This window comes from Streptomyces sp. NPDC058198 (assembly GCF_042882605.1).
Lineage (GTDB): Bacteria > Actinomycetota > Actinomycetes > Streptomycetales > Streptomycetaceae > Streptomyces.
On the sequence record NZ_JBHVVP010000009.1, the window covers coordinates 78,513 to 103,208 of the forward strand.

At 71.3% G+C, this 24,696-nt stretch carries 14 protein-coding genes and 1 pseudogene; 11 read left to right on the forward strand and 4 right to left on the reverse strand.

The window, feature by feature from the left end:
- Positions 1-37 precede the first annotated feature (37 nt).
- A complete protein-coding gene (locus ACFVWW_RS25870; RefSeq protein ID WP_386877892.1) occupies positions 38-547 on the reverse strand; it encodes a pyridoxamine 5'-phosphate oxidase family protein in 510 nt (169 codons plus the stop codon).
- Between the two features lie 374 nt (positions 548-921).
- Here ACFVWW_RS25870 and ACFVWW_RS25875 point away from each other — a divergent pair, with 374 nt between their 5' ends.
- Positions 922-3,951, forward strand: coding sequence for a bifunctional [glutamine synthetase] adenylyltransferase/[glutamine synthetase]-adenylyl-L-tyrosine phosphorylase (locus ACFVWW_RS25875; protein ID WP_384188609.1), 3,030 nt, complete (start codon positions 922-924; stop codon positions 3,949-3,951).
- Here the strand turns inward: ACFVWW_RS25875 and ACFVWW_RS25880 are convergent.
- Positions 3,936-4,943 carry a phosphatase PAP2 family protein gene (locus ACFVWW_RS25880; RefSeq protein ID WP_384336602.1) on the reverse strand — a complete coding sequence of 336 codons (1,008 nt, stop codon included), beginning with the start codon at positions 4,941-4,943 and terminating at the stop codon, positions 3,936-3,938. The two genes, ACFVWW_RS25875 and ACFVWW_RS25880, sit on opposite strands and share 16 nt — an antisense overlap.
- 75 nt (positions 4,944-5,018) lie before the next feature.
- Entirely contained in the window at positions 5,019-6,074 is a 1,056-nt protein-coding gene (locus ACFVWW_RS25885) for a LacI family DNA-binding transcriptional regulator (protein ID WP_384188613.1), read from the reverse strand.
- A 327-nt stretch (positions 6,075-6,401) separates the two neighbouring features.
- Between ACFVWW_RS25885 and ACFVWW_RS25890 the strand changes: the two genes are divergently transcribed.
- From ACFVWW_RS25890 to ACFVWW_RS25935, 10 genes and pseudogenes are all read left to right on the forward strand, one after another.
- The gene (locus ACFVWW_RS25890) at positions 6,402-7,676 is read left to right on the forward strand and encodes an extracellular solute-binding protein (protein ID WP_384188615.1); all 1,275 of its coding nucleotides are present in this window, start codon (positions 6,402-6,404) and stop codon (positions 7,674-7,676) included.
- A gap of 19 nt (positions 7,677-7,695) precedes the next feature.
- A complete protein-coding gene (locus tag ACFVWW_RS25895) occupies positions 7,696-8,706 on the forward strand; it encodes a carbohydrate ABC transporter permease (protein WP_384188617.1) in 1,011 nt (336 codons plus the stop codon).
- A complete protein-coding gene (locus ACFVWW_RS25900; protein ID WP_384336604.1) occupies positions 8,703-9,581 on the forward strand; it encodes a sugar ABC transporter permease in 879 nt (292 codons plus the stop codon). Before ACFVWW_RS25895 ends, ACFVWW_RS25900 begins: the two co-directional genes overlap by 4 nt.
- 100 nt (positions 9,582-9,681) lie before the next feature.
- A complete protein-coding gene (locus ACFVWW_RS25905) occupies positions 9,682-11,358 on the forward strand; it encodes a glycoside hydrolase family 13 protein (RefSeq protein WP_384336606.1) in 1,677 nt (558 codons plus the stop codon).
- Positions 11,343-12,509 carry a LacI family DNA-binding transcriptional regulator gene (locus ACFVWW_RS25910; protein WP_384336608.1) on the forward strand — a complete coding sequence of 389 codons (1,167 nt, stop codon included), beginning with the start codon at positions 11,343-11,345 and terminating at the stop codon, positions 12,507-12,509. Before ACFVWW_RS25905 ends, ACFVWW_RS25910 begins: the two co-directional genes overlap by 16 nt.
- 69 nt (positions 12,510-12,578) lie before the next feature.
- A pseudogene (locus ACFVWW_RS25915) lies at positions 12,579-13,955 on the forward strand (alpha-amylase family protein); the annotation flags it as partial.
- A gap of 116 nt (positions 13,956-14,071) precedes the next feature.
- Complete coding sequence (gene pulA / locus ACFVWW_RS25920) at positions 14,072-19,396, forward strand: pullulanase-type alpha-1,6-glucosidase (RefSeq protein ID WP_386877891.1); 5,325 nt, start codon at positions 14,072-14,074, stop codon at positions 19,394-19,396.
- Between the two features lie 98 nt (positions 19,397-19,494).
- A complete protein-coding gene (locus tag ACFVWW_RS25925) occupies positions 19,495-21,540 on the forward strand; it encodes an ATP-binding protein (protein WP_384336652.1) in 2,046 nt (681 codons plus the stop codon).
- A gap of 43 nt (positions 21,541-21,583) precedes the next feature.
- Entirely contained in the window at positions 21,584-22,267 is a 684-nt protein-coding gene (locus ACFVWW_RS25930; RefSeq protein ID WP_384188626.1) for a DUF4230 domain-containing protein, read from the forward strand.
- A gap of 58 nt (positions 22,268-22,325) precedes the next feature.
- Positions 22,326-22,652 carry a hypothetical protein gene (locus ACFVWW_RS25935; protein ID WP_384188628.1) on the forward strand — a complete coding sequence of 109 codons (327 nt, stop codon included), beginning with the start codon at positions 22,326-22,328 and terminating at the stop codon, positions 22,650-22,652.
- Between the two features lie 54 nt (positions 22,653-22,706).
- On the opposite strand, the gene ACFVWW_RS25940 is transcribed toward ACFVWW_RS25935, so the two are convergent.
- Positions 22,707-24,653: a hypothetical protein gene (locus ACFVWW_RS25940; RefSeq protein ID WP_384336616.1), complete on the reverse strand. Its 1,947-nt coding sequence runs from the start codon at positions 24,651-24,653 to the stop codon at positions 22,707-22,709.
- Between the last annotated feature and the right edge of the window lie 43 nt (positions 24,654-24,696).

The window sequence follows — 24,696 nt, forward strand, 5'->3', positions numbered from 1 at the left end:
GTGTTCCTCCATCAGAGTGGCGGGCGGGACGCGGGGGTCAGAACTGCCAGCGGGTCTGGCTGTACGGGGCCTTGCCGAAGCCGAAGGCCGTACGGGGAGCGACCTGGAAGACCAGCGCCACATTGCCGTGCTCGCCCGCGAACGATCCGTCCCGTACGTCGAAGTGCCAGTCCGGTCCGTACTTCGCCTCCCACTCCGTCGCGAGCGCGGTCAGCCGCGCCTCGTCGGTCACCCGGACCGCCGTGCCCTCCACCACCAGGTCACAGCCTCCGCGCAGGGCGTTCGCACCGGTGGTGAGGACCACATCCTGGTTCTGGGCGAGGTTCAGGGTCTTGCGCTCGGCGGCGCCGGTGCAGAAGTGCAGCGCGCCGTCCCACCAGACGGCCAGCAGCGGCGTGACATGCGGGCGGCCCTCGGGCCGTACGGTCGTCAGCCAGAAGACCTCGGCCTCGGTGAGACGGGCGACCGCCTCGGACCAGTCGGTGGCCGTGGCCGCCGGATCGCCGTAGCGGGCGTCCAGCTCGGTGCGGGGTTCCTTCACGGGCATGGTGCCGTCCTCTCACGTGCCGGACCGGGCGGGGGCCCGGCTTCCTGGATGTATGGACCGGGCGCGCGGCCAGGACTCATCGGTCCGCGCCGACCGGACAGGGCGTAGGTCCTACGCGGACCGCCCTCCGCCGCGACCTGCGGCTAGGTTCTGTCTGACACATAGCGCCGTCCGCCCGGAGGGCGGGGCTCGCGGGGTCTGGTGCGTGCAATCGCAAGGCGGAGGATCATCCTCGTACTGGACGTACGTGGATGACTCCGACAACGCGGCGAGTGTGCGTGCCAGGCCCCGCGAGCCAGGCGGGATGTGTCAGACAGGGCCTAGGCTCGATTCCTGAGCTGGATCGGACGGGTACGCGGACAGGAGACGCCACGATGACGCTGCCGGGACGCAGGAGCAGTACGTTCACCCGCCTGCTGCGGCACGGCTTCACCGATCCGTCCGCCGCCGAGCGGCTGCTCGACGCCCCCGAGATGTCGCCCATACGGTCCGATCCGCTGCTGCTCGACGCGCTCGGCGCGACCGCCGATCCCGATCTCGCCCTGCGCGGCCTCGTCCGGCTCGCCGAGGCGGCGCACCCCGACGAGCGGCGGGTGCTGCTGGACACCCTGGTCACCGCGAAGCCGCTGCGGGACCGGCTGCTCGGCGTGCTCGGCGCGTCCGAGGCGCTCGGTGACCATCTGGCCAGGCACCCCGCCGACTGGCATGTCCTGGTCACCTACGAGTCGGCCGATCTGCACCCCGGCGTCGAGGAGTTCGAGCACGGCCTCGCCGACGCCAACGACCCCGTCTCGCTGCGCATCGGCTACCGCCGCTGTCTGCTGGCCATAGCGGCCAGGGACGTCTGCGGTACGACCGATGTCGCCCAGACCGCCGCCGAACTCGCCGACCTCGCGACCGCGACCCTGCGCGCCGCCCTCGCCATCGCCAAGGCCGCCGCGCCCGAGGACGCCGCGGCGTGCCGGCTCGCGGTCATCGCGATGGGCAAGTGCGGCGGCCATGAGCTGAACTACGTCTCCGACGTGGACGTGATCTTTGTCGGGGAAGCGGCGAACGGGACGGACGAGGGCCCCGACGAGGGCAAGGCCCTTCAGGCGGCGACCCGTCTCGCGTCCCATCTGATGCGGATCTGCTCCGAGTCCAACATGGAGGGGACGATCTGGCCCGTCGACGCGAACCTGCGGCCCGAAGGACGCAACGGACCGCTCGTACGGACGTTGAGCAGCCATCTCGCGTACTACCAGCGCTGGGCCAAGACCTGGGAGTTCCAGGCGCTGCTCAAGGCCCGGGTGGTGGCCGGTGACCCGGCGCTCGGCGCGGAGTACATCGACGCCGTGTCACCGCTGGTGTGGCAGGCCGCCGAGCGCGACCACTTCGTACCCGACGTACAGAACATGCGCCGCCGGGTCGTCGACAACCTCCCCGCGGGACAGGCGGAGCGCGAGCTCAAGCTCGGTCCCGGCGGGCTGCGGGACGTCGAATTCGCCGTACAGCTGCTCCAGTTGGTCCACGGCCGCAACAATGTCACCCTGCGCAGCGGTTCGACGCTCGAAGCGCTCGCCGCGCTGGCGGCGGGCGGCTATGTGGGGCGGGCGGACGCCAGGCAGCTCGACGAGGCATACCGCTTCCTGCGCGCCATGGAGCACCGTATCCAGCTCTACCGGCTGCGCCGGACGCATCTGGTGCCGGAGGACGAGGCCGATCTGCGCCGCCTCGGGCGCTCGCTCGGGCTGCGCAACGACCCGGTCCCCGAGCTGAACAGGGCGTGGCGACGGCATGCCTCCGTGGTGCGGCGGCTGCACGAGAAGCTCTTCTACCGGCCGCTGCTCGACGCGGTCGCCCAGCTGGCGCCCGGCGAGATCCGGCTCAGCCCGAGGGCGGCGGGGCAGCGCCTCGAAGCGCTCGGATACGCCGACCCGGCCGCCGCGCTGCGGCATCTGGAGGCGCTGGCGTCCGGGGTGAGCCGCAAGGCGGCGATCCAGCGGACGCTGCTGCCGGTGCTGCTGGGCTGGTTCGCGGACTCCGCCGATCCGGACGCCGGGCTGCTCGGCTTCCGCAGGGTGTCGGACGCGCTCGGCAAGACGCCGTGGTACCTGCGGCTGCTGCGGGACGAGGGGGCCGCGGCGGAGAATCTGGCGCGGGTGCTGTCGGCCGGCCGGCTCGCCCCCGATCTGCTGCTGCGCGCACCCGAGGCGGTGTCGATCCTCGGGGATCCCAACGGGCTGCTGCCGCGCGGCCGTGACCTGCTGGAGCAGGAGGTGCTCGCGGCGGTCGGGCGCGCGGACACCGCGGAGGGCGCGGTCACCTCGGCGCGCGGGGTGCGCAGGCGCGAGCTGTTCCGTACGGCGGCCGAGGACATCATCGGCTCGTACGGTACGGAGGACAGCCCGGCCGAGGAGGACCACGGGGCGCTGGTCGACCGGGTCGGGAACGCGGTCACCGATCTGAACGCGGCGACGCTCGCGGGCGCGCTGCGTGCCGTCGTACGGGAAGGCTGGGGCGACACCCTGCCCACCCGGTTCGCGGTCATCGGCATGGGCCGCTTCGGCGGTCATGAGCTGAGCTACGGCTCCGACGCGGATGTGCTCTTCGTGCACGAGCCGCGCGAGGGCGTCAGCGAGCACGAGGCGGCGCGCGCCGCGAACGCGGTGGTCGCCGACATGCGACGGCTGCTCCAAGTCCCCACCTCGGATCCTCCGTTGCTGATCGACGCGGATCTGCGGCCGGAGGGCAAGAGCGGCCCGATGGTGCGCACGCTCGCCTCCTACGCGGCGTACTACCGGCGCTGGTCGCTGGTCTGGGAGAGCCAGGCGCTGCTGCGCGCCGAGCCGATGGCCGGCGACGCGGATCTCGGCCGCCGCTTCATCGAGCTGGTCGACCCGCTGCGGTATCCGGCGGAGGGGCTCGGCGAGGACGCGGTACGGGAGATCCGCCGGCTCAAGGCGCGGATGGAGACGGAACGGCTGCCGCGGGGCGCCGACCCGACGCTCCACACCAAGCTGGGCCGGGGCGGCCTCTCCGATGTCGAGTGGACGGTCCAGCTGCTGCAGATGCGGCACGGCTGGGCGGAACCGGGCCTGCGCACCACGCGCACCCGCGAGGCCCTCGCGGCCGCCCAGGCGGCGGGCCTGCTCTCGGCGGAGGACGCGCAGATCCTGGACGAGGCATGGGTCCTGGCGACCCGGGTCCGCAACGGCGTGATGCTGGTCCGTGGCAGGCCCGGCGACACGTTCCCTTCGGACGGCCGGGAACTGGGCGCGATGGGCCGCTACCTCGGGTACGGGCCGGGACCGGAGCAGCGGCAGCCGCACAGCGGATACAGCGGCAACATGATCGACGACTACCGGCGCACCACCCGCAGGGCACGCGCGGTGGTGGAGGAGCTGTTCTACGGCGCGGTGTGAGTGGCGGCCGTCGACGCGCCCGGAGCGGACGCGCCCAGGTCCGACGCGCCCGAAGCCGACGCGCCCAGGTCGGACGCGCCCGGGTCTGATGCGTCCCCGGCCGTCAGCCGCCGGCGGCCGCGCCACCGGGGCCGGTCGTTCTCCGGCCGGCGGGGGAGCCGGTAGGGCAGCGCGCCGTACCAGGCGTACGAGAGGGCGAAGCCGAACGCGAGACAGAGCATCCCGCCCACCGCGTCCAGCCAGAAGTGGTTGGCGGTGGAGACGATCACGAGCAGGGTGAGCGCCGGATAGAGCAGGCCGAGGATCTTCGCCCAGGGCGCCGAGGCGAGCGCGAAGACGGTCAGACCGCACCACAGCGACCAGCCGATGTGCATCGACGGCATCGCGGCGTACTGGTTCGACATGTTCTTGAGGTTGCCGGACGCCATCGAGCCCCAGGTCTCGTGGAGCGCGACCGTGTCGATGAAGTGCTGCCCCTTCATCAGGCGCGGGGGAGCCAGCGGATACAGGTAGTAACCGAGCAGCGCGACGACCGTGGTGGCGAAGAGCGCCAGGCGGGCAGCGGCGTAGCGGCCCGGATGGCGGCGGAAGAGCCAGATCAGCACGGCGATCGTGATGATGAAGTGCAGCGTCGCGTAGTAGTAGTTCATGGCCACGATCAGCCACGTCACCGAATTCATGGCGTGATTGACGGACTGTTCGACCGCGATGCCGAGGGTCTGTTCCGCCTGCCAGATCCAGTCGGCGTTCCGCAGGGCCTTGGCGCGCTGCTCCGGCACCGCGTTGCGGATGAGGGAGTACGTCCAGTAACTCACCGCGATCAGCAGGATCTCGAACCAGATGCGCGGCCGGCGGGGTGCCCGCAGCCGCCGCAGCCGCGTACGGTCGTCGGCCGCCCCGGACGCCGCCCCGGACGTCGCCACGACGCTCGCGCCGATGGGTGATGGGGTAGCCGTCCGGCCTTCCTCTGTCTTCACGGTCGAGTCACCCATAGTGAGAGAGTCTGCCAGATTCGCACCCACCGACCGATCATCCCCCGGTCGGGTTCCCGGCGCATTCGCTACGCCTCAGGGACGAGCGCGTGACCCTGTTGCCGGGAGCGGGCCGGGGGCCGGAGCCGAAGCGGTTGAACCGCGAACGACCAGCTCGGGCATGAAGACGAATTCGCTGTGCGGCGCAGGCGTGCCGCCGATTTCCTCAAGGAGCGTACGGACCGCCGCCTGCCCCATCGAGGGCACCGGCTTGCGGATCGTCGTCAGCGGGGGATCGGTGAACGCTATGAGCGGGGAGTCGTCGAAACCGACGACCGACAGGTCCCTGGGCACCTCCAGACCGAGTCGCCGCGCCGCCCTGATCGCGCCGAGCGCCATCATGTCGCTCGCGCACACCACCGCCGTACAGCCGCGTTCTATCAGCGCGGAGGCGGCGGCCTGGCCACCCTCCAGGGTGAACAGCGACTGCTGGATCAGCTGGTCCGTCTCCTCGGAGGTCAGCCCCAGCAGCTCCTGGACGGTGGCGCTGAAGCCCTCGATCTTACGGAGCACCGGCACGAAGCGCCTGGGGCCGACGGCGAGCCCGATCCGCTGATGGCCCAGCGAGACGAGATGGGTCACGGCGAGCCGCATGGCGGCCCGGTCGTCGGGCGAGATGAAGGGCGCCTGCACCTTCGGTGAGAAACCGTCCACCAGCACGAAGGGCACGCCCTGGGTGCGCAGCTTGTCGTACCGCCGCATATCGGCGGAGGTGTCGGCGTGCAGCCCGGAGACGAAGATGATGCCGGAGACGTCCCGCTCGACGAGCATCTCCGTCAGCTCGTCCTCGGTGGATCCGCCGGGGGTCTGGGTCGCCAGCACCGGCGTGTAGCCCTGCCGGGTCAGCGCCTGGCCGATGACCTGCGCCAGGGCCGGGAAGATGGGGTTCTCCAGCTCCGGGGTGATCAGGCCGACCAGCCCCGCGCTGCGGCGGCGCAGCCGTACGGGACGTTCGTATCCGAGGACGTCGAGCGCGGCGAGTACGGATTCGCGGGTGGCCGCGGCAACCCCGGGCTTGCCGTTCAGAACGCGGCTGACCGTCGCTTCGCTGACCCCCGCCTGGGATGCGATGTCGGCAAGCCGTGCGGTCATGTGAGTGGACTGTACCGGGCGTCTGTCGGATTGCCCACCGGGCACGGAATCCGGCCACGGCAGCAAGTTCTTGCAAGATCTTGCGAAACGTTCCCGCAGGCGTCATGACGGCTTCTCAGGAACCCGCCGACCAGCACGGACCGCCCCTGACAGGTGGTGTGGCTCCCCGTCAAGAGTGTGGCGTGCAACCGACAGGACACATGCCGGTAACGATCAGCGGCCCTTGCAGAAAAATTCCGCAAGGTCTTTCGGCCTTCTTTCATCGCTGTTACGTTCACGTCCGACCCGGCGCCGCGACGGAGCGGTACGGCAGTTGAAGGAGTTCGGATGCGACGTGGCATAACGGCCACCGCCCTGGCCGCGACCTTGGCGCTCGCGGCGACCGCCTGCGGCAGTGACGATGAGTCAGGCAGCGGCAAGAGCTCGGGCGGCGAGCTCTCGGGAACGGTCACCTGGTGGGACACCTCGACCGTCGGCAGCGAGGACAAGGTCTTCAAGAAGCTCGCCGAGGGCTTCGAGAAGAAGCACCCGAAGGTCGACGTCAAGTATGTGAACGTGCCCTTCGGCGACGCCCAGAACAAGTTCAAGAACGCCGCGCAGTCCGGCTCCGGCGCCCCCGACGTGATCCGCTCCGAGGTCGCCTGGACCCCCGAGTTCGCCGATCTCGGCTACCTCGCGCCGCTGGACGGCACCCCGGCGCTCAAGAACGACAAGGACTTCCTGGCCCAGGCCGCCGCGTCCACCAAGTACAACGGCAAGACCTACGCCGCGCCGCAGGTCATCGACTCCATGGGCATCTTCTACAACAAGAAGATCTTCAAGGACGCCGGCGTCGAGGTCCCCACGACCGTCGACGAGCTGAAGACCGTATCGAAGACGATCAAGGACAAGACCGGGAAGACCGGCCTGTATCTGCGCGGTGACGACGCCTACTGGTTCCTGTCGTTCCTGTACGGCGAGGGCGGCAACCTCGTCGACGCCGGCAGCAAGACCGTCACCGTCGACAACGCCGCGGGCGTCAAGGCCCTGACCGTCGTCAAGGACCTCGTCGACTCGGGCGCCGCCAAGACCGACGCCACCGACGGCTGGGAGAACATGCAGTCGTCGTTCAAGGACGGCAAGGTCGCGATGATCATCAACGGTCCGTGGGCGGTCGCCGACACCTACGGCGGCCCGCAGTTCAAGGACAAGGCCAACCTGGGCATCGCCCCCGTACCGGCCGGCTCCGCGGGCCAGGGCGCGCCGCAGGGCGGCCACAACCTCGCCGTCTACGCGGGCTCCAAGAACCTCGACGCCTCCTACGCGTTCACCGAGTACATGACCTCCGCGGAGAGCCAGGCCCAGGTCGCGAAGGACCTGAACCTGCTCCCGACCCGTACGTCCGTCTACTCCCAGCCGGGCGTCGCGGACAACGAGATCGTCGGCTTCTTCAAGCCCGTGGTCGACAAGGCCGTCGAGCGTCCCTGGATCCCGGAGACCGGCAGCCTGTTCGCGCCGCTGGTGACCGAGTACACCAAGGTCCTCACCGGCCAGACCACGCCGGAGAAGGGCGCCCAGTCCACCGGCGACTCGTACCGCAAGCTGCTCAAGGGCTGGAAGTAACAGGAAGGCAGGCCGGCTGATGGCTGTCCACACCAGCCAGTCGGTGGCGAAGGCCGCGGGCGACGACCTCGCCCGCGGCCGCAGCCGCGGCTCTGGCAACCCACCCGGCAGGCTCCGGCGGGGCATGTCGACCCACTGGTACGCCTGGACCATGGTCGCCCCCGTGGTGGCCGTGATCGGCGTGATCATCGGGTATCCGCTGGTCCGCGGCGTCTATCTGTCGCTCACCGACGCCAATGAGCGCAATGTCGAGCGCAATATCGGCGTCAACCACCTGCCCGCCACGTACGAGTTCGTCGGGCTCGACAACTACGCCGACGCGCTGACAGGTGGTCAGTTCCTGTCCACCCTCGGCTGGACGCTGGTGTGGACGGTCTCCTGCGTCAGCGTCACCTTCGCCCTGGGCCTTGCCCTGGCGAACATCCTCAACCGCCGGATCGCCGGCCGCTCCTTCTACCGGATGCTGCTGATCCTGCCCTGGGCCGTACCGGGCTTCGTCTCCGTCTTCGCCTGGCGCTTCCTCTACAACGAGGACCGCGGCTTCCTCAACAAGATCCTGGCCGGCGGCGGAATCGACGCCGTGCCCTGGCTCAACGACCCCACCTGGGCCAAGTTCTCGGTCATCGCCGTGAACGTCTGGCTCGGGGTGCCGTTCATGATGGTCGCGCTGCTCGGCGGACTCCAGTCCATCCCCGGGGAGATGTACGAGGCGGCCGAGATGGACGGCGCCAACGCCTGGCAGCGCTTCTGCCACATCACGATGCCGGGGCTGCGCGCGGTCAGTACGACGGTGATCCTGCTCTCCACCATCTGGACGTTCAACATGTTCCCGGTGATCTTCCTGCTGACCCGCGGCGGACCCGGCGAGGCCACCCAGATCCTGGTCACCCAGGCGTACAAGTTCTCCTTCGAGATCAGCCCGCGCGACTTCGCGCAGTCCTCCACCTGGGGCGTGCTGATCCTGGTCCTCCTGATGCTCTTCGCCGCGGTCTACCGGCGAGTCCTCCGTAAGCAGGGAGATACGTGGTGACCCTCGCCGAACCCCGCCCCGCGTCCCCCACGGCGGCCGGCACCCCGCGCCGCGGCCGCCGTTCACCGCTGGCCTCGGTCGCGCTGCACACCACCCTGGTCGTGGCGTCCGTGATAGCGGTCTTCCCGGTGCTGTGGGTCTTCCTGACCTCGCTCAAGCCGCCGAGCTACGCGACCACCACGGACTTCTTCAAAGAGACGACGTTCAGCAACTACACCAACCTGCTGCGCGACACCCCGTTCCTCACCTGGTTCGGCAACTCGCTGCTCATCGCGGCCCTCACCACGGTGCTCGGGGTCTTCGTGGCCGCCACCACCGGCTACGCCGTCAGCCGCTTCCGGTTCCCCGGCAAGCGCGGTCTGATGTGGACCCTGCTCATCACCCAGATGTTCCCGGTCGCCGTCCTCATCGTGCCGATCTACAACATCATGGCGAGCCTGGGACTGCTCAACAATTCGGCCGGCCTGGTGATCACCTACCTCACCATCGCCGTGCCGTTCTGCGCCTGGATGATGAAGGGCTTCTTCGACACCATCCCCCGGGAGATCGACGAATCCGGCATGGTGGACGGCCTGACCCCGTTCGGCACCTTCTTCCGGCTGATCCTGCCGCTCGCCAAGCCGGGGCTCGCGGTGACCGCGTTCTACTCCTTCATCACCGCCTGGGGCGAAGTGGCCTACGCCTCCGCCTTCATGGTCGGCGACGAGAACCTCACCCTCGCCGGCGGCCTGCAGAAGTTCGTCAACCAGTACGGCGCCCAGTGGGGACCGATGACCGCCGCGTCCGTGCTCATCGCCATCCCCGCCGCGCTCGTCTTCCTCTTCGCCCAGCGCCACCTCGTCACCGGCATGTCCGCCGGCGCCGTCAAGGGCTGACCGGCCTTACCCGTACCTCGTACCACCGCGTTCTTTCGACGGCGGCGCAGGGCTCAGCACGCCCGGCGCCGCTCCCGCCCCCAGACACTCCAGGGACGACATGACCCAGCACCTCGCTGCCCCCCTCACCGGCACGTCCGACGACGCCCCGGGCCACCGCTCGGGCTGGTGGCAGGACGCGGTGATCTACCAGGTCTATCCACGCAGCTTCGCCGACGGGAACGGCGACGGAATGGGCGATCTCGACGGGGTACGCCGCCGGCTTCCGTACCTCAGAGAGCTCGGTGTCGACGCCGTCTGGCTCAGCCCCTTCTACGCCTCCCCCCAGGCCGACGCGGGGTACGACGTCGCCGACTACCGGGCCATCGACCCGATGTTCGGCACCCTGCTGGACGCCGACGCGCTGATCCGCGACGCGCACGAGCTGGACCTGCGCGTCATCGTCGACCTCGTGCCCAACCACTCCTCCGAGGAGCACGAATGGTTCAAGCGCGCGCTGCGGGAGGGGCCCGGGTCCGCGCTGCGCGAGCGCTACCACTTCCGCCCCGGCAAGGGAGCCGACGGCGAACTCCCGCCCAATGACTGGGAGTCCATCTTCGGCGGCCCCGCCTGGACCAGGACCTGCGACCCGGACGGCACCCCCGGCGACTGGTATCTGCACCTCTTCGCCCCCGAACAGCCCGACTTCAACTGGGACCACCCGGCCGTCGCCGACGAGTTCCGCTCGATCCTGCGCTTCTGGCTGGACATGGGCGTCGACGGCTTCCGGGTCGACGTGGCCCACGGACTGGTCAAGGCCCCGGGACTGCCCGACATCGGCGACGCAGGACAGCTCAGGCTCCTCGGCAACGGTGTCATGCCGTTCTTCGACCAGGACGGCGTGCACGAGATCTACCGCAGCTGGCGCACCATCCTCGACGAGTACCCCGGCGACCGGATCGCCGTCGCCGAGGCCTGGACCCCGACCGTCGAGCGCACCGCGAACTACGTACGCCCCGACGAGCTGCACCAGGCCTTCAACTTCCAGTATCTGAGCACCTCGTGGGACGGCCCCGCGCTGCGCGAGGTCATCGAGGTCTCGCTCGCCGCGATGCGTCCCGTCGGCGCCCCCGCCACCTGGGTGCTCTCCAACCACGACGTGACCCGGCACGCCACCCGGTTCGCGGGACCGCCCGGAGCCGGCACCCAGACCCGGGAGCCCGGCGACCGGGAGCTCGGACTGCGCCGGGCCCGCGCGGCGACCCTGCTGATGCTGGCCCTGCCGGGCTCCGCGTACCTCTACCAGGGCGAGGAACTCGGGCTGCCCGACGTCACCGATCTGCCCGACGAGGCCAGGCAGGACCCGTCGTACTTCCGGGCGGACGGCCAGGACGGCTTCCGTGACGGGTGCCGGGTGCCCATCCCCTGGACGCGCGAGGGCAGTTCGTACGGCTTCGGCAGCGGATCCAGCTGGCTTCCGCAGCCGGAGAGCTGGTCCGGACTCAGCGTCGAGGCGCAGACCGGCGACCCGCACTCCACCCTGGAGCTGTACCGGTCGGCGCTGGCGGCCCGCCGGGAGCACCCGGGCCTGGGCGCGGGCACCGAGGTCGAGTGGCTGGACGCGCCGGAGGGTGTGCTGATCCTCGCCCGCCCCGGATTCGTCTGCACGGTCAATACGACGGACACGGCGGTACGGGTCGCGGTGCCCGGCACCCTGCTGCTGGCGAGCGGTCCGGTGACGGCCGACGGCGCCGGCGCCGAGCTGCCCGCGGACACCACGGCGTGGTGGACGGTGTGACCGTCCTCCTGCCGCAGGGCGGCGGCGGACCGAGGCTCTCGGACATCGCCGGCCAGGCGTCGGTCAGCGAAGCGACCGTCAGCCGCGTCCTGAACGGCAGGCCGGGCGTCGCGGACACCACGCGTCAGCGGGTGCTCGCGGCGCTCGACACCCTCGGCCAGGAACGCCCTGGCCGGCCGAGGCAGCGCACCGAGGGACTGATCGGGCTGGTGACGCCCGAGCTCACCAACCCGGTCTTCCCGGCCTTCGCCCAGGCCGTCGAACAGGTCCTGGCCGGGCACGGCTACACCCCGGTGCTCTGCACCCAGCTGCCGGGCGGCGCCACCGAGGACGAGCTGGTCGAGCAGCTCGTCGAGCGGGGCGTCGGCGGCATCGTCTTCCTGTCCGGACTGCACGCCGACACCTCGGCGGACCCGGCGCGCTACGCCGCGCTCGCCGCGCGCGGGGTGCCGTACGTCCTGATCAACGGCTACAACGAGCGGGTCAGCGCGCCCTTCGTCTCGGCCGACGACCACGCGGCGGTACGGATGGCCGTCAGCCATCTCGCCGAGCTGGGACACCGGCGGATCGGGCTGGCGATCGGGCCGCAGCGTTATGTGCCCTCCCGGCGCAAGCGCGAGGGCTTCCTCGACGCGGCCGTCGGGCTGCTGGGGCTGGCGTGGAGCGAGGCCGAAGAACTGGTGTGCTCCACGCTGTTCAGCGTCGAGGGCGGGCAGGTCGCGGCGGGCACCCTGCTCGGCCGCGGCTGCACCGGCATCGTCTGCGGCAGCGATCTGATGGCGCTCGGCGTGGTACGGGCGGCCAGGGAGCGCGGACTCGACGTGCCGCGCGACCTGTCGGTCGTCGGGTACGACGACTCGCAGCTGATCGCCTTCACCGACCCTCCGCTCACCACGGTCCGCCAGCCGGTACGCGCGATGGCCGCGGCGGCCGTCGGCGCGCTGCTGGAGGAGATCGCGGGCAGTCCCGTCCAGCGCACCGAGTACGTCTTCCAGCCCGAGCTGGTCGTACGCGGCTCCACCGCGGGCTCGCCCGCGTCCCGCCGGCCCGCGTCCCGCGCGCACACGTCCCACCCCACCGACCATTTCCGCAGTACCAGAGAAACAAAAGGCACCACCAGCACCAACAGCACCACCCGCAAGGGGCCTTGAGGGCAGAACACGCCACGCGAGGCCGCACCATCGTCACCCGCACCTCCCCCCACCAGTGCAGGAGGAACCATGGCTCGCAGATCCCTGGCCGTCGCGCTCGCCCTTGTGGCCGGCGCCACCGCCCTCGTGGTCCCCGCCGGGACCGCCCAGGCGGCCCCGCCCGGCAGCAAGGACGTCACCGCCGTACTGTTCGAGTGGAAATTCGCCTCCATAGCCAAGGCGTGCACGGACACCCTCGGCCCGGCCGGCTACGGCTACGTACAGGTCTCGCCGCCCCAGGAGCACATCCAGGGCGGCCAGTGGTGGACCTCGTACCAGCCCGTCAGCTACAAGATCGCCGGCCGTCTCGGGGACCGCGCCGCTTTCTCCAGCATGGTGAACACCTGCCACGCCGCGGGCGTCAAGGTCGTCGCCGACAGCGTCATCAACCACATGTCGGCCGGTGACGGCACCGGTACGGGCGGCTCCTCGTACACCAAGTACAACTACCCGGGCATCTACTCCGGCGCCGACATGGACGACTGCCGGTCGCAGATCAGCAACTACGGCGACCGCGGCAACGTGCAGAACTGCGAACTGGTCGGTCTCGCCGACCTGGACACGGGCGAGGAGTACGTACGCGGCCGCATCGCCACGTATCTGAACGACCTGCTCTCGCTCGGGGTCGACGGCTTCCGGATCGACGGCGCCAAGCACATGCCGGCCACCGACCTCGCCAACATCAAGAGCCGGCTCACCAACCCCGGCGCGTACTGGAAGCAGGAGGTCATCTTCGGCGCGGGCGAGGCCGTCTCGCCCACCGAGTACCTCGGCACCGGAGACGTCCAGGAATTCCGCTACGCCCGGGACCTCAAGCGGGTCTTCAACAACGAGAACCTCGCCTATCTCAACAACTACGGCGAGGGCTGGGGCTACATGCAGTCCGGCAAGTCCGCCGTCTTCGTCGACAACCACGACACCGAGCGCGGCGGCGACACCCTCAGCTACAAGGACGGCGCGAACTACACGCTCGCCAATGTGTTCATGCTGGCCTGGCCGTACGGATCGCCGGATGTGCACTCGGGCTACGAGTACACCGACCGGGACGCCGGACCGCCCAACGGCGGCACGGTCAACGCCTGCTACAGCGACGGTTGGAAGTGCCAGCACGCCTGGCGCGAGATCTCGTCCATGGTCGGCTTCCGCAACACCACCCGCGGTGAGGCCGTCACCAACTGGTGGGACAACGGCGGCGACCAGATCGCCTTCGGCCGCGGCTCCAAGGGCTATGTGGCCATCAACCACGAGGGCTCCGCGCTGACCCGTACCTTCCAGACCTCACTGGCCGGCGGCACCTACTGCGATGTGCAGAACGCCAGGACCGTGACCGTGAACGGCTCGGGACAGTTCACGGCGACGCTCGGCGCGAACACGGCGGTGGCCCTGCACACGGGCGCCCGTTCCTGCTGACACCACCCCCCGAATTCCACCCCCGAATTCCACCCCCCCCGAATTCCGGCCGCCCGGCGACGTCCTGACCCGTCGCCGGGCGGCCCCCTTCCCCTGCCTCCGAGGAGACCCGCGTGATACGCCCGCCCTTGCGAAGAACGGCGACCGGCGTCCTCGCCGCCGCCCTGTGCGCGGCGCTGGTGCCCGCCCTGCCGGCCGCCGCGGCCAAGCCGCCCGCCCCGCCGTCGGACGCCAGGCTCGCCGCCGAACCGGCACGCCACGACCTGACCCGTGAGCAGTTCTACTTCGTCCTGCCCGACCGCTTCGCCAACGGCGACCAAGCCAACGACCGCGGCGGGCTGACCGGTTCGCGCCTGGAGACCGGATACGACCCCGCCGACAAGGGCTTCTACCAGGGCGGCGACCTCAAGGGCCTGACCGGCAAGCTCGACTACATCAAGGGCCTCGGCACCACCGCGATCTGGCTCGCGCCGATCTTCAAGAACAAGCCGGTGCAGGGGGAGGGGAAGGACGCCTCGGCCGGCTACCACGGCTACTGGATCACCGACTTCACCCAGGTCGACCCGCACTTCGGCAGCAACGCCGACCTGGAGACGCTGATCGACAAGGCCCATGGCAAGGGCATGAAGGTCTTCTTCGACGTCATCACCAACCACACCGCCGACACCGTCGACTACGCGGAGAAGACCTACGGCTACCGGCCCCAGGGCGCCTATCCGTATCTCGACCAGGACGGCCGTCCGTTCGACGTCCGCGACCGGACCGCCAAGGCCGGCCTCGACTCCTTCCCGTACACGCCGGCGCCGCGGAGCGGTGAGAAGAAGGTCCCGTCCTGGCTCAACGACCCCACGATGTACCACAACCGGGGTGACTCCACCTTCGCCGGCGAGAGCAGCGAGTACGGCGACTTCTCCGGCCTCGACGACCTGTGGACCGAGCGTCCCGAGGTGGTCGACGGGATGGAGAAGATCTACGAGAAGTGGGTCCGCGACTTCGACATCGACGGCTTCCGCATCGACACCGTCAAACACGTCGACCTGGACTTCTGGACCCAGTGGGCGACCGCGCTCGACGCGTACGCGGCGAAGCGCGGCCGGGACGACTTCTTCATGTTCGGCGAGGTCTTCTCGGCGGACACGGAGGTCACCTCGCCGTATGTGACCCGCGGCCGGCTCGACGCGACGCTCGACTTCCCGTTCCAGGACGCGGCGCGCGCGTACGCCTCGCAGGGCGCGTCCGCCGGACGGCTCGGGGCGGTCTTCGGCGACGACTACCGCTACACCACCGACCGGGCCAACGCCTATGAGCAGGTGACCTTCCTCGGCAACCACGACATGGGCCGCATCGGCACCTTCGTCCGGCAGGACAACCCGGACGCCGGTGACGCCGAGCTGGTCGGGCGGGCCCGCCTCGCCAACGAGCTGATGTTCCTGTCCCGCGGCAACCCGGTCGTCTACTACGGCGACGAGCAGGGCTTCACGGGCGCGGGCGGCGACAAGGACGCCCGCCAGACCCTCTTCGCCTCCCGGACGGCCGACTATCTCGACGACGACCAGCTGGGCACGGACCGCACGCACGCCTCCGACGCGTACGACCCGTCGCATCCGCTGTACCGGTCGATCGCCGCGCTCTCCACGCTCACCAAGGAGCATCCGGCGCTGCGTGACGGCGTCCAGACCGAGCGGTACGCGAAGGATTCCGTCTACGCCTTCTCCCGTACGGACGCGAAGACGCGCTCCGAGTACGTCGTCGCCGTGAACAACGCCACCGGCGAGAAGACCGTGGAGATCCCGGCGGGATCGGCCGCAGGCACCGACTTCCGTACGCTGTACGGCGGTTCGGGTACGGTCCGCGCGAGCGCCGACGGGACCGTCAAGGTGACCGTGCCCGCACTGTCCTCGCTGGTGCTGAAGGCGGCCAAGCCCCTGGCCCCGCCCGCCGCCAAGCCCTCGATCGTGCTGAAGGCCCCGGCGGCCGGCGCCACCGGCACCGTAGAGCTCTCCGCGCAGGTCACCGGCGGTCAGCTGAACCGGGTCGTCTTCGCCGCCCAGACCGGCAACGGCCCGTGGCGGACCCTCGGCACCGCGGACCACGCCCCGTACAAGGTCACCCAGTACCTCGACGAGAAGCTGTCCGCCGGAACCGCCCTGCGGTACAAGGCGGTCGTCGTGGACAGCGCGGGACGCACCGCGAGCGCCCTCGCATCGAGCACCACGGGCCAGGTCCCGCCGCCCGAGAAGCCGTCGGCCGTCGAGCGTGACTACGCGGTCGTCCACTACAAGCGCCCGGCCGGCGACTACGACGGCTGGCAGCTGCGCTCCGGCGAGCTGACCGCGCCCTTCACCGGGCGGGACGCCTACGGCGCCTTCGCCTGGGTCAAGGTCCCCGACGGCGCGTCGGCCGTCCCGTACACCGTCGCGAAGGACGGCGCCACCGACGGTCCCGAGCGGACCGTCGACCTCGCGAAGACCGGAGAGGTCTGGATCGAGGAGGGCCGGGACGGACAGACCGACCAGGCACCCGACGGCGCGTACCCGCCGCAGGACACCACCAAGGCCGTCCTCCACTACCAGCGGGCCGACGGCGACTACGACGGCTGGGGCCTGCACACCTGGACCGGCGCCAAGGAGCCGACCGACTGGGCGAAGCCGCTGCCGCCGGTGAAGGAGGACGCCTACGGGGTGACCTTCGAGGTGCCGCTCGCCGAAGGCGCCACCTCGCTCAGCTACATCCTGCACAAGGGCGACGAGAAGGACCTCCCGACCGACCGGTCGCTGGACCTCGCGACCTACGGCAACGAGGTGTGGCTGCTGGCCGGGCAGCCCACGTACCTGCTGCCGCAGACCGGTTCCGGACCGGTCCTGGACCTGGCGAAGGCCGAGGCCCAGTGGCTCGACGCGGACACCGTCGTCTGGAAGGTGAAGGCGACCGCCGCGACCAGCCAGCAGCTGGTGTACGCCCGTGACGGCGGCATCACGGTCAAGGACGGCGCGCTGTCCGACGAGGGCCGGTGGCTCCGGCTGAACCCCTCGGCCCTGACCGACGCGCAGAAGGCCGCGTACCCCCATCTGAAGGACTACCCGGCCTTCACCGTGGACGTACGGGACCGGGACAGGGTCCGCGAGTCGCTGTCCGGCCAGCTGATCGCCACCCAGCGGGCCGCGAACGGCGCGCTGCTCGCGGCGACCGGTGTACAGACGCCGGGCGTCCTCGACGATCTGTACAGCGCGCGGGCGGTCGAGGCCGACCTCGGCCCGGTGTTCGCACACGGCCGCCCGACGCTCTCCCTGTGGGCACCGACCGCCCAGCGGGTCGACCTCGAACTCGACGGCCGTACCGTCGCCATGAAGCGCGACCCCGCCTCGGGTGTCTGGTCGGTCAGCGGCCCGAAGAGCTGGGCGGGCAAGCCGTACCGCTACGCCGTCAAGGTCTGGGCGCCGAGCGTCCAGAAGGTCGTCACCAACAAGGTCACCGACCCGTACTCGACCGCGCTCACCACCGGCTCGGCCCGCAGTCTGGTCGTCGACCTCGCCGATCCGAAGCTGGCGCCCGCGGGATGGTCCGCGCTCAAGAAGCCCGCGGCTGTCCCGCTGCGCGACGCGCAGATCCAGGAGCTGCACATCCGCGACTTCTCGATCGCGGACCCCACGTCCGGCCACCCGGGCCGCTACGCGGCCTTCACGGACACCGGCTCCGACGGGATGAAGCAGCTGCGCGCGCTCGCCGCGTCCGGCACGTCGTACGTCCATCTCCTCCCGGCCTTCGACATCGGGACCATCCCGGAGCGCGCGTCCGAACAGGAGACGCCCGCCTGTGACCTGAAGGTGTATGCGCCCGACTCGCCGGAGCAGCAGGCCTGCGTCGCGAAGAGCGCCGCGAAGGACGCGTACAACTGGGGCTACGACCCGCTGCACTACACCGTGCCCGAGGGTTCGTACGCCTCCGACCCGGAAGGGACGCGCCGTACGGTCGAGTTCCGCCAGATGGTGGGGTCGCTCAACGGCACCGGGCTGCGCACGGTCATGGACGTCGTCTACAACCACACCGTGGCGAGCGGCCAGGACGACAAGTCCGTCCTCGACCGGATCGTGCCCGGCTACTACCAGCGGCTGCTGGAGGACGGCACCGTCGCCACCTCCACCTGCTGCGCCAACACCGCGCCCGAGAACGCCATGATGGGCAAGCTCGTCGTCGACTCGGTCGTCACCTGGGCGCGCGAGTACAAGGTCGACGGCTTCCGCTTCGACCTGATGGGCCACCACCCGAAGGCCAACATCCTCGCCGTACGGAAGGCGCTGGACGCGCTGACCGTGGCCAAGGACGGCGTCAACGGCAAGGAGATCGTCCTCTACGGCGAGGGGTGGAACTTCGGCGAGATCGCCGACGACGCCCGCTTCGTCCAGGCCACCCAGAAGCACATGGCCGGCACCGGCATCGCGACCTTCTCGGACCGGGCCCGCGACGCCGTGCGCGGCGGCAGCCCCTTCGACGAGGACCCGGGGGTCCAGGGCTTCGCCTCCGGCCTCTACACCGACCCCAACTCCTCACCGGCCAACGGCACCCCGGCCGAGCAGAAGGCCCGGCTGCTGCACTACCAGGACCTGATCAAGGTGGGTCTGACCGGCAACCTCGCCGGATACTCCTTCACCGACACCTCCGGCCGTACGGCTCGCGGCTCGGAGATCGACTACAACGGCGCACCGGCCGGCTACGCCGACGTCCCCGGCGACGCCCTCGCCTACGCCGACGCCCACGACAACGAGACCCTCTACGACACGCTCGCCTTCAAGCTGCCGCCCTCGGTGACGGCCGCGGACCGGGCCAGGATGCAGGTCCTCGCGATGGCGACCGCCACGCTCTCCCAGGGCCCGGCGCTCTCCCAGGCCGGGTCGGACCTGCTGCGCTCCAAGTCCCTCGACCGCAACTCGTACGACAGCGGCGACTGGTTCAACGCGATCCACTGGGACTGCCGGGACGGCAACGGCTTCGGCCGGGGGCTGCCGCCCGCGGCCGACAACGAGGACAAGTGGCCGTTCGCCGCGTCCCTGCTGGGCAAGCCGGCGCTGACCGTGGGCTGCCCGGAGATCACCGGTGCCTCCGCCGCGTACCAGGACCTCCAGCGGATCCGGTCCACGGAGCGGGCTTTCAGCCTCACCTCCACGGAGGCGGTCCAGTCCGCGCTGGCCTTCCCGCTCTCCGGGCCCGACGAGACACCGGGAGTGATCACCATGCGGCTCGGCGAGCTCGTGGTGGTCTTCAACGCGACCCCGCGGGCGCAGAGCCAGCGGGTGGCCGGGCTCGCCGGACAGCCGTACGCGCTGCACCCGGTCCAGGCCGGGGGAGCGGACCGTACGGTCAAGGAATCGGCATACGAAAGGAGTTCGGGAACCTTCACGGTGCCCGCGCGGACCGTTGCGGTTTTCGCGGCGCGTCAGTGAGCCGAACTGACCGGACAAGAACCACTTCCGGTCGTTTGTGACTGTTTCCCACCATGGGGGTCAGGACTGAACCTCACCTGGTCCAGACTGTCCCCGTGGTGGGGAACCTTCCCGAAGAAACGACCAGCTTCGTAGGACGCGGGACCGAACTGGTCCGTCTCGAACGCGCGCTCACAGAGCACAGGCTGATCACCCTGACCGGCAGCGGCGGCGTCGGCAAGAGCCGGCTGGCGCTGCGCGCCGCCGGCCGGGGCGCCGCGTCGCGCGGGCGCTACCCCGACGGGGTCTGGTGGGCCGACCTCTCCTCGCTCTACGACGACCGGCTGCTGCTCGCCACCGTCTCCGACGCCGTCGGGCTCTCCGACTACTTCCTGCGCATGCCCATCGAGGCGCTCTGCGAATGGCTCGCGGACCGGCGGCTGCTGCTCGTCCTCGACTCCTGCGAGCGGATGGTGCCCGCCTGCGGCCATCTCGTCGGCGAACTGCTCACCGCCGCCCCCGGGCTCACCGTCCTCACCACCAGCAGACAGCCCCTCGGCGCCAAGGGCGAACACCTCCTGGACGTACCGCCGCTGCCGCTGGAAGGCGACGAGGACGCCCTCCAGCTCTTCCGCGACCGCGCCGCCGACGCGGCGCCCCAGGTGTCCCTGGACGATCCGGGGACCGCCGCGGCCGCCGTCCAGATCTGCCGCCGGCTCGAAGGCATCCCGCTCGCCGTCGAACTCGCCTGCGCCCGGCTCGACGAGAACTCCGTCGAGCAGATCGCCGACCTGCTCACCTTCCGGCTCGACCTGCTCACCAACGAGAACGCCTGGCCCGAGCGCCACCGCGCCCTGCGCACCGCCATCGGCTGGAGCCACGAGCTGTGCGCCCCCCTGGAACGCCTCCTGTGGGCCAGGCTCTCCGTCTTCCGCGGCGACATCGACCCGGTCGACGCGCGGGCCGTCTGCGCCGGCGGCCCCCTCACCACCGACGACGTCGGTACGGCCCTGGCCGGACTCGTCGCCCAGTCCGTGGTGCGGCTGGACGGCACCCGCTACCGGATGCTCGACACCATCCGGGAGTACGGCGCCATGTGGCTGGCGGAACTCGGCGAGGAACGGCTGCTCGCCGACCGGCACGCCGCCTACTTCGCCGAGCTCGCCCGGCAGGCCCACGACGCGTGGCTGGGGCCCGCGCAGGTCGCCTGGTACCGGCGGATCGCCGACACCCACGCCGACCTGTGCGCCGCCCTCAACCACCTGCTCGCCGAAGACCCGGAGGCGGCCGTGCACATGGCGGGCCGGGTCGGCTTCTTCTGGTTCTGCTGCGGCCATCTGCACGAGGCGCGGATCTATCTGGAACGCGCGCTGGACGCCGACCGCACCGCGGGACCGCACCGCACCCGCGCCCTCTGGGCGCTCGGCATGACCGTCGTGCTCCAGGGCGACCACGAGACCGCCCACCGGCTCGGCGAGCGGTGTGGCCTGGCCGCGTGGCACGAGCAGGACCCCGAAGCCATGCTCTCCGCGGCCTATCTCCTCGGCATCACCTATCTGATGATGAGCCGCCCGCAGGCCGCCCTCACCGTGGCCGAGCGCGCCCTGCTCGCCCTGCCGGGCGAACCCTTCGGCTCCCCGTCCCGGCTGCGCTGCCGGCTGATCCGTATCTTCGCGCTCACCGCGACCGGCAAGCTCGACGAGGCGGGCGCGGAGGCCGCGGACCTGCGAAGGCTCTGCCTGGACCACGACGAGTACTGGACCCGCTCCTACGCCGACTACCAGCTCGCGCTGGTGCGTCTGCTGCAGGACCGTCCGTACGAGGCGGAGGCGCACGCCCGCTCGATGATCGGCGCCAAGCAGCTGCTGGGCGACAGCTTCGGCATCGCGCTCGGCCTCGACCTGCTGGCGGCCGCCATCGCCGCCCAGGGCGACGGCGAACGGGCCGCGCACGCCTACGGCACCGGCCAGGCGTACTGGCGCATGGTCGGCCACCCGCAGCGCGGTACGCCGGAGCTCGCGCCGGTCCGCGCCGAGTGCGAACGGCGGGCCCGCGCGGCGGCCGGCAATCTCGCCTACGACGACGCGTTCCACCGCGGCCTGGTCGACGACGGTGAGAGCGGGCTCGCCCGCGCGCTCCGGGGGCATCTGCCTTCGGAGACCTGAACGTGACTGTGTGAACCGGCCCGTGCGGGAAAACCTGGTAGGTATGACGTCCACCGACGTGAAACCCGAAGAGAGCCGGAAGCGGACGCGCGCGTCGCGTCTGTCCCGGTGGAGCACACTGCCCATCGCACTCCTCGTCGTGGCCGCGCTGCTCTTCCTCGGCAGCCGCCTCGACCTGCTGCCCGGGTTCGGCGACCTGTTCGGCGAGGAGACACAGGACCGTACGGGACCGACCCTGCTCACATCCATCCAGGACCTGGACCGGTACGAGGCGGCCTCCGGCAACTTCCAGGTCGTCGTGGACCTGGAGAAGGACGCCAAGTACCTGCCGGACGCGATCCGCGGCACCCGGACCCTCTATGTGGGCGCCGGCACCGTCGGCTCCTACGTGGACTTCAGCGGGATCGCCAAGGACAACGTCCAGGTCAACGAGGCCCGCACCACCGCGACGATCCGGCTGCCGCACGCCCAGCTGGGCAAGCCTGCGCTCGACGCGGACCGTTCGTACGCGGTCTCCAAGGAACGGGGGCTGCTCGACCGGCTCGGCGATCTCTTCTCCGACAACCCGGCCGACGAGCGGGCCGTGAACCGGCTGGCCGCGCGGCACATCGGAGACGCCGCGAAGGACAGCGAACTCACCGCGCGCGCCGAGAAGAACACCACCGCCATGCTCCAGGGCCTGCTGCGGTCCCTCGGCTTCACCTCGATCACGGTGGTCTACGCCTGACCGGGCAGCCCCGTACCTGGGAGGCGGTCTCCGGGCGTGTCCGTTACGCTCCCGGTCCATGAGCGCATCTGACCAGGACGAAGCCGTGGACACGCCGATACCGGAGCCCGAACCGGAGGCGGAGCGCACCGGCCTGACCCCACGTCAGGCCCGGGCCGCCCGGGTCGCGCTCGCATCGGTGCTGCTGGCGGCGCTGGCGGTGCTGCTGGCGGTACGTCTGGCGCAGCGGACGTCGGTCCTGGTGGTCGGGGTGTACGGGCTGGCGATGATCCTGTGCGGCGTGGTGATCGAGCTGAGCCGTCACGGGCGGACCCGCCTGGGCACCTGGCTGCTGGGCGCGGGCCTGGTGGCCGCGCTGGGGGCGGACTGGCTCCTGCTGCCGTAACGGGGTCGCGCCCACGGGGTCAGGGGGCCGGTGCGGGCCCCCGGCCACCCGTCGTTACCGCAGGACGCCCAGCCGGGTGCCGTCCGAGACGCGGCCCCACAGCTCCGCCCGCGCCCCGCGCTTCGCCCGTACCGCCAGCACGTTGCCCGCCGCCTCCCCCCGTACCCCTCCCGACGTCACCAGCGCGCGGAACTGTGAGCTGCCCGCCGCCAGCACGTACCACCGGCCGCCCCGCGACTTCCACAGCACACCGGCCAGCACCCGCGGATCCCGGACCCCGCACGCCGGTGAGTCCTCCGCCCGCGCCGCTACGGCCCCCGGGGCGGCCGGCCGCCGGGACGGCGCCTGGAACTGCGCGAGCACCCGGCTGCCCCTGCCCCGCCAGGTCTCCGCGCGGGTGCACAGCCAGTTGGCGGTGCCGTTGGACTCCGGCAGCGGCTGGCGCGCGTACTGCCAGGAGTTCACGGACCGTACGCCGTGCGAGCGCACCGCCGGCAGCAGACAGGCCGTCCTGGCCCACGTCGCCCGGTCCGCCGCGCTCGTCACGTCCAGCGGCGCCGACGGCGGCCCGGACGTCAGCCGCGCCGGGATCAGCTCGCCGAGGTCGCTGAGCAGCCGGTCCGTGGATCCGTCGCGTACCGACAGCGTGTTCCAGGACCGGCAGTCGCGGGCCGTCGCCGGGCTGGCCAGCGGATCGGTCACCCCGTCCGCGTCGCGGCGCAGCGGCCGCGCGGACCCTGCCGGGTCGAGCAGGTCGCGTACGGACGTACGGCGCACCCACGGCGCCGTCAGATAGCGGACGTCGCCGCCCGAGCGGCCCGCGACCAGCGCACCCGAGGCCGCGCCGTCCGCGCCGTCGGCCCGCGCGAAGTCGAGGGCCGCCTCGCCGCCGTCCTCGGACTCCGCGTACCGCACGACCCGCAGTCCGTCGTGGAAGAGCACCACCCGCGCCCCGTCGACCGTGCCCGCGTACAGCAGCTGCGGCGATCCCATCGGCGGACCCGACGGGGTGGTGGGGGTCGCCGAGACCCGTACCGAGGCGCCGGGCCTGGCCCAGACCGCCAGCGCCCGGCGCAGCAGGCCGCGATCCTCGGCCAGCGCGCCGCGCGTGGGCCAGACGGAGAAGTCCGTACGGGTCGAGATCTGCCACGCGGCGGGCGCGATCCGCCGCACCTTGGCCGGGTCGAGGGCCGATTGGGCCGCGGCGTTACGGGTGTACGCGGGCGCCGCCGCACCATCGGGGCCCCAGCCGCCGCCGGGCAGCGCGAGGAGCGCGCCGCAGACGAGTGCCGCCGCGCCGGCGGCGAGCACGGCCCTCACCCGCCGCCGGCGGCGGGCCAGATCGGTGGGCCTGGCCTGCAAGGAGCAGGGATCGAACTCGGGTGAGAGCAGCAGCGCGGCGGCGTCCGCCGTCCCGGCGCCGGCCGCCTCGGCAAGCGCCGTGTCCACGTCGTCGGCGCCCGCCGCGCCGAGCACCTGCCGTACCTCCGCGTCCGTCAGCCGGTCGAGAGCGCGCAGGGCGAACGCCGCGCGCGCCGCGCCGGAGAGGGCGGACAGCCGCTGTTCCAGGGCGAGTTCGTCCGCCCCGCCCGCGCGCGGGAACAGCCGTAGCCCCCATACGTGCGGCAGCAGCGGCGGCAGTTGGGCGCGCCTGGGCAGGGCCCGGCGGAGCGGCGGACGCCCGGCGTCCAGTGCCTGGCGCAGTACCCGCCCGCGCAGACAGGCGTACAGGGGGTCCTGCGCGGCCCCTTCGATACGGCGCGGCGCGGGGATCCCCGGGGCGTCGCCCGCCGTACGGCCGCGCGGCAGCGAGCGCTGCGCCAGCGCGTGCGCGGTCAGGACACGCCGCTGGCGGTCGAGTGACGGCGGCAGGACGAGATAGGCGATCCGTACGAGACGGGGGTAGTGCTCGACGAGGGCCGCCTCGGCCTGTTCGACGCCGACGAGCGCGGGAGCGGAACCGGGGGACACGGGAGCGGTGACGTCTTCGTGTGGGCGCACGTCCAGCAGAACGAGCGGATGGTCCGATGGTCACCCCGGTCCT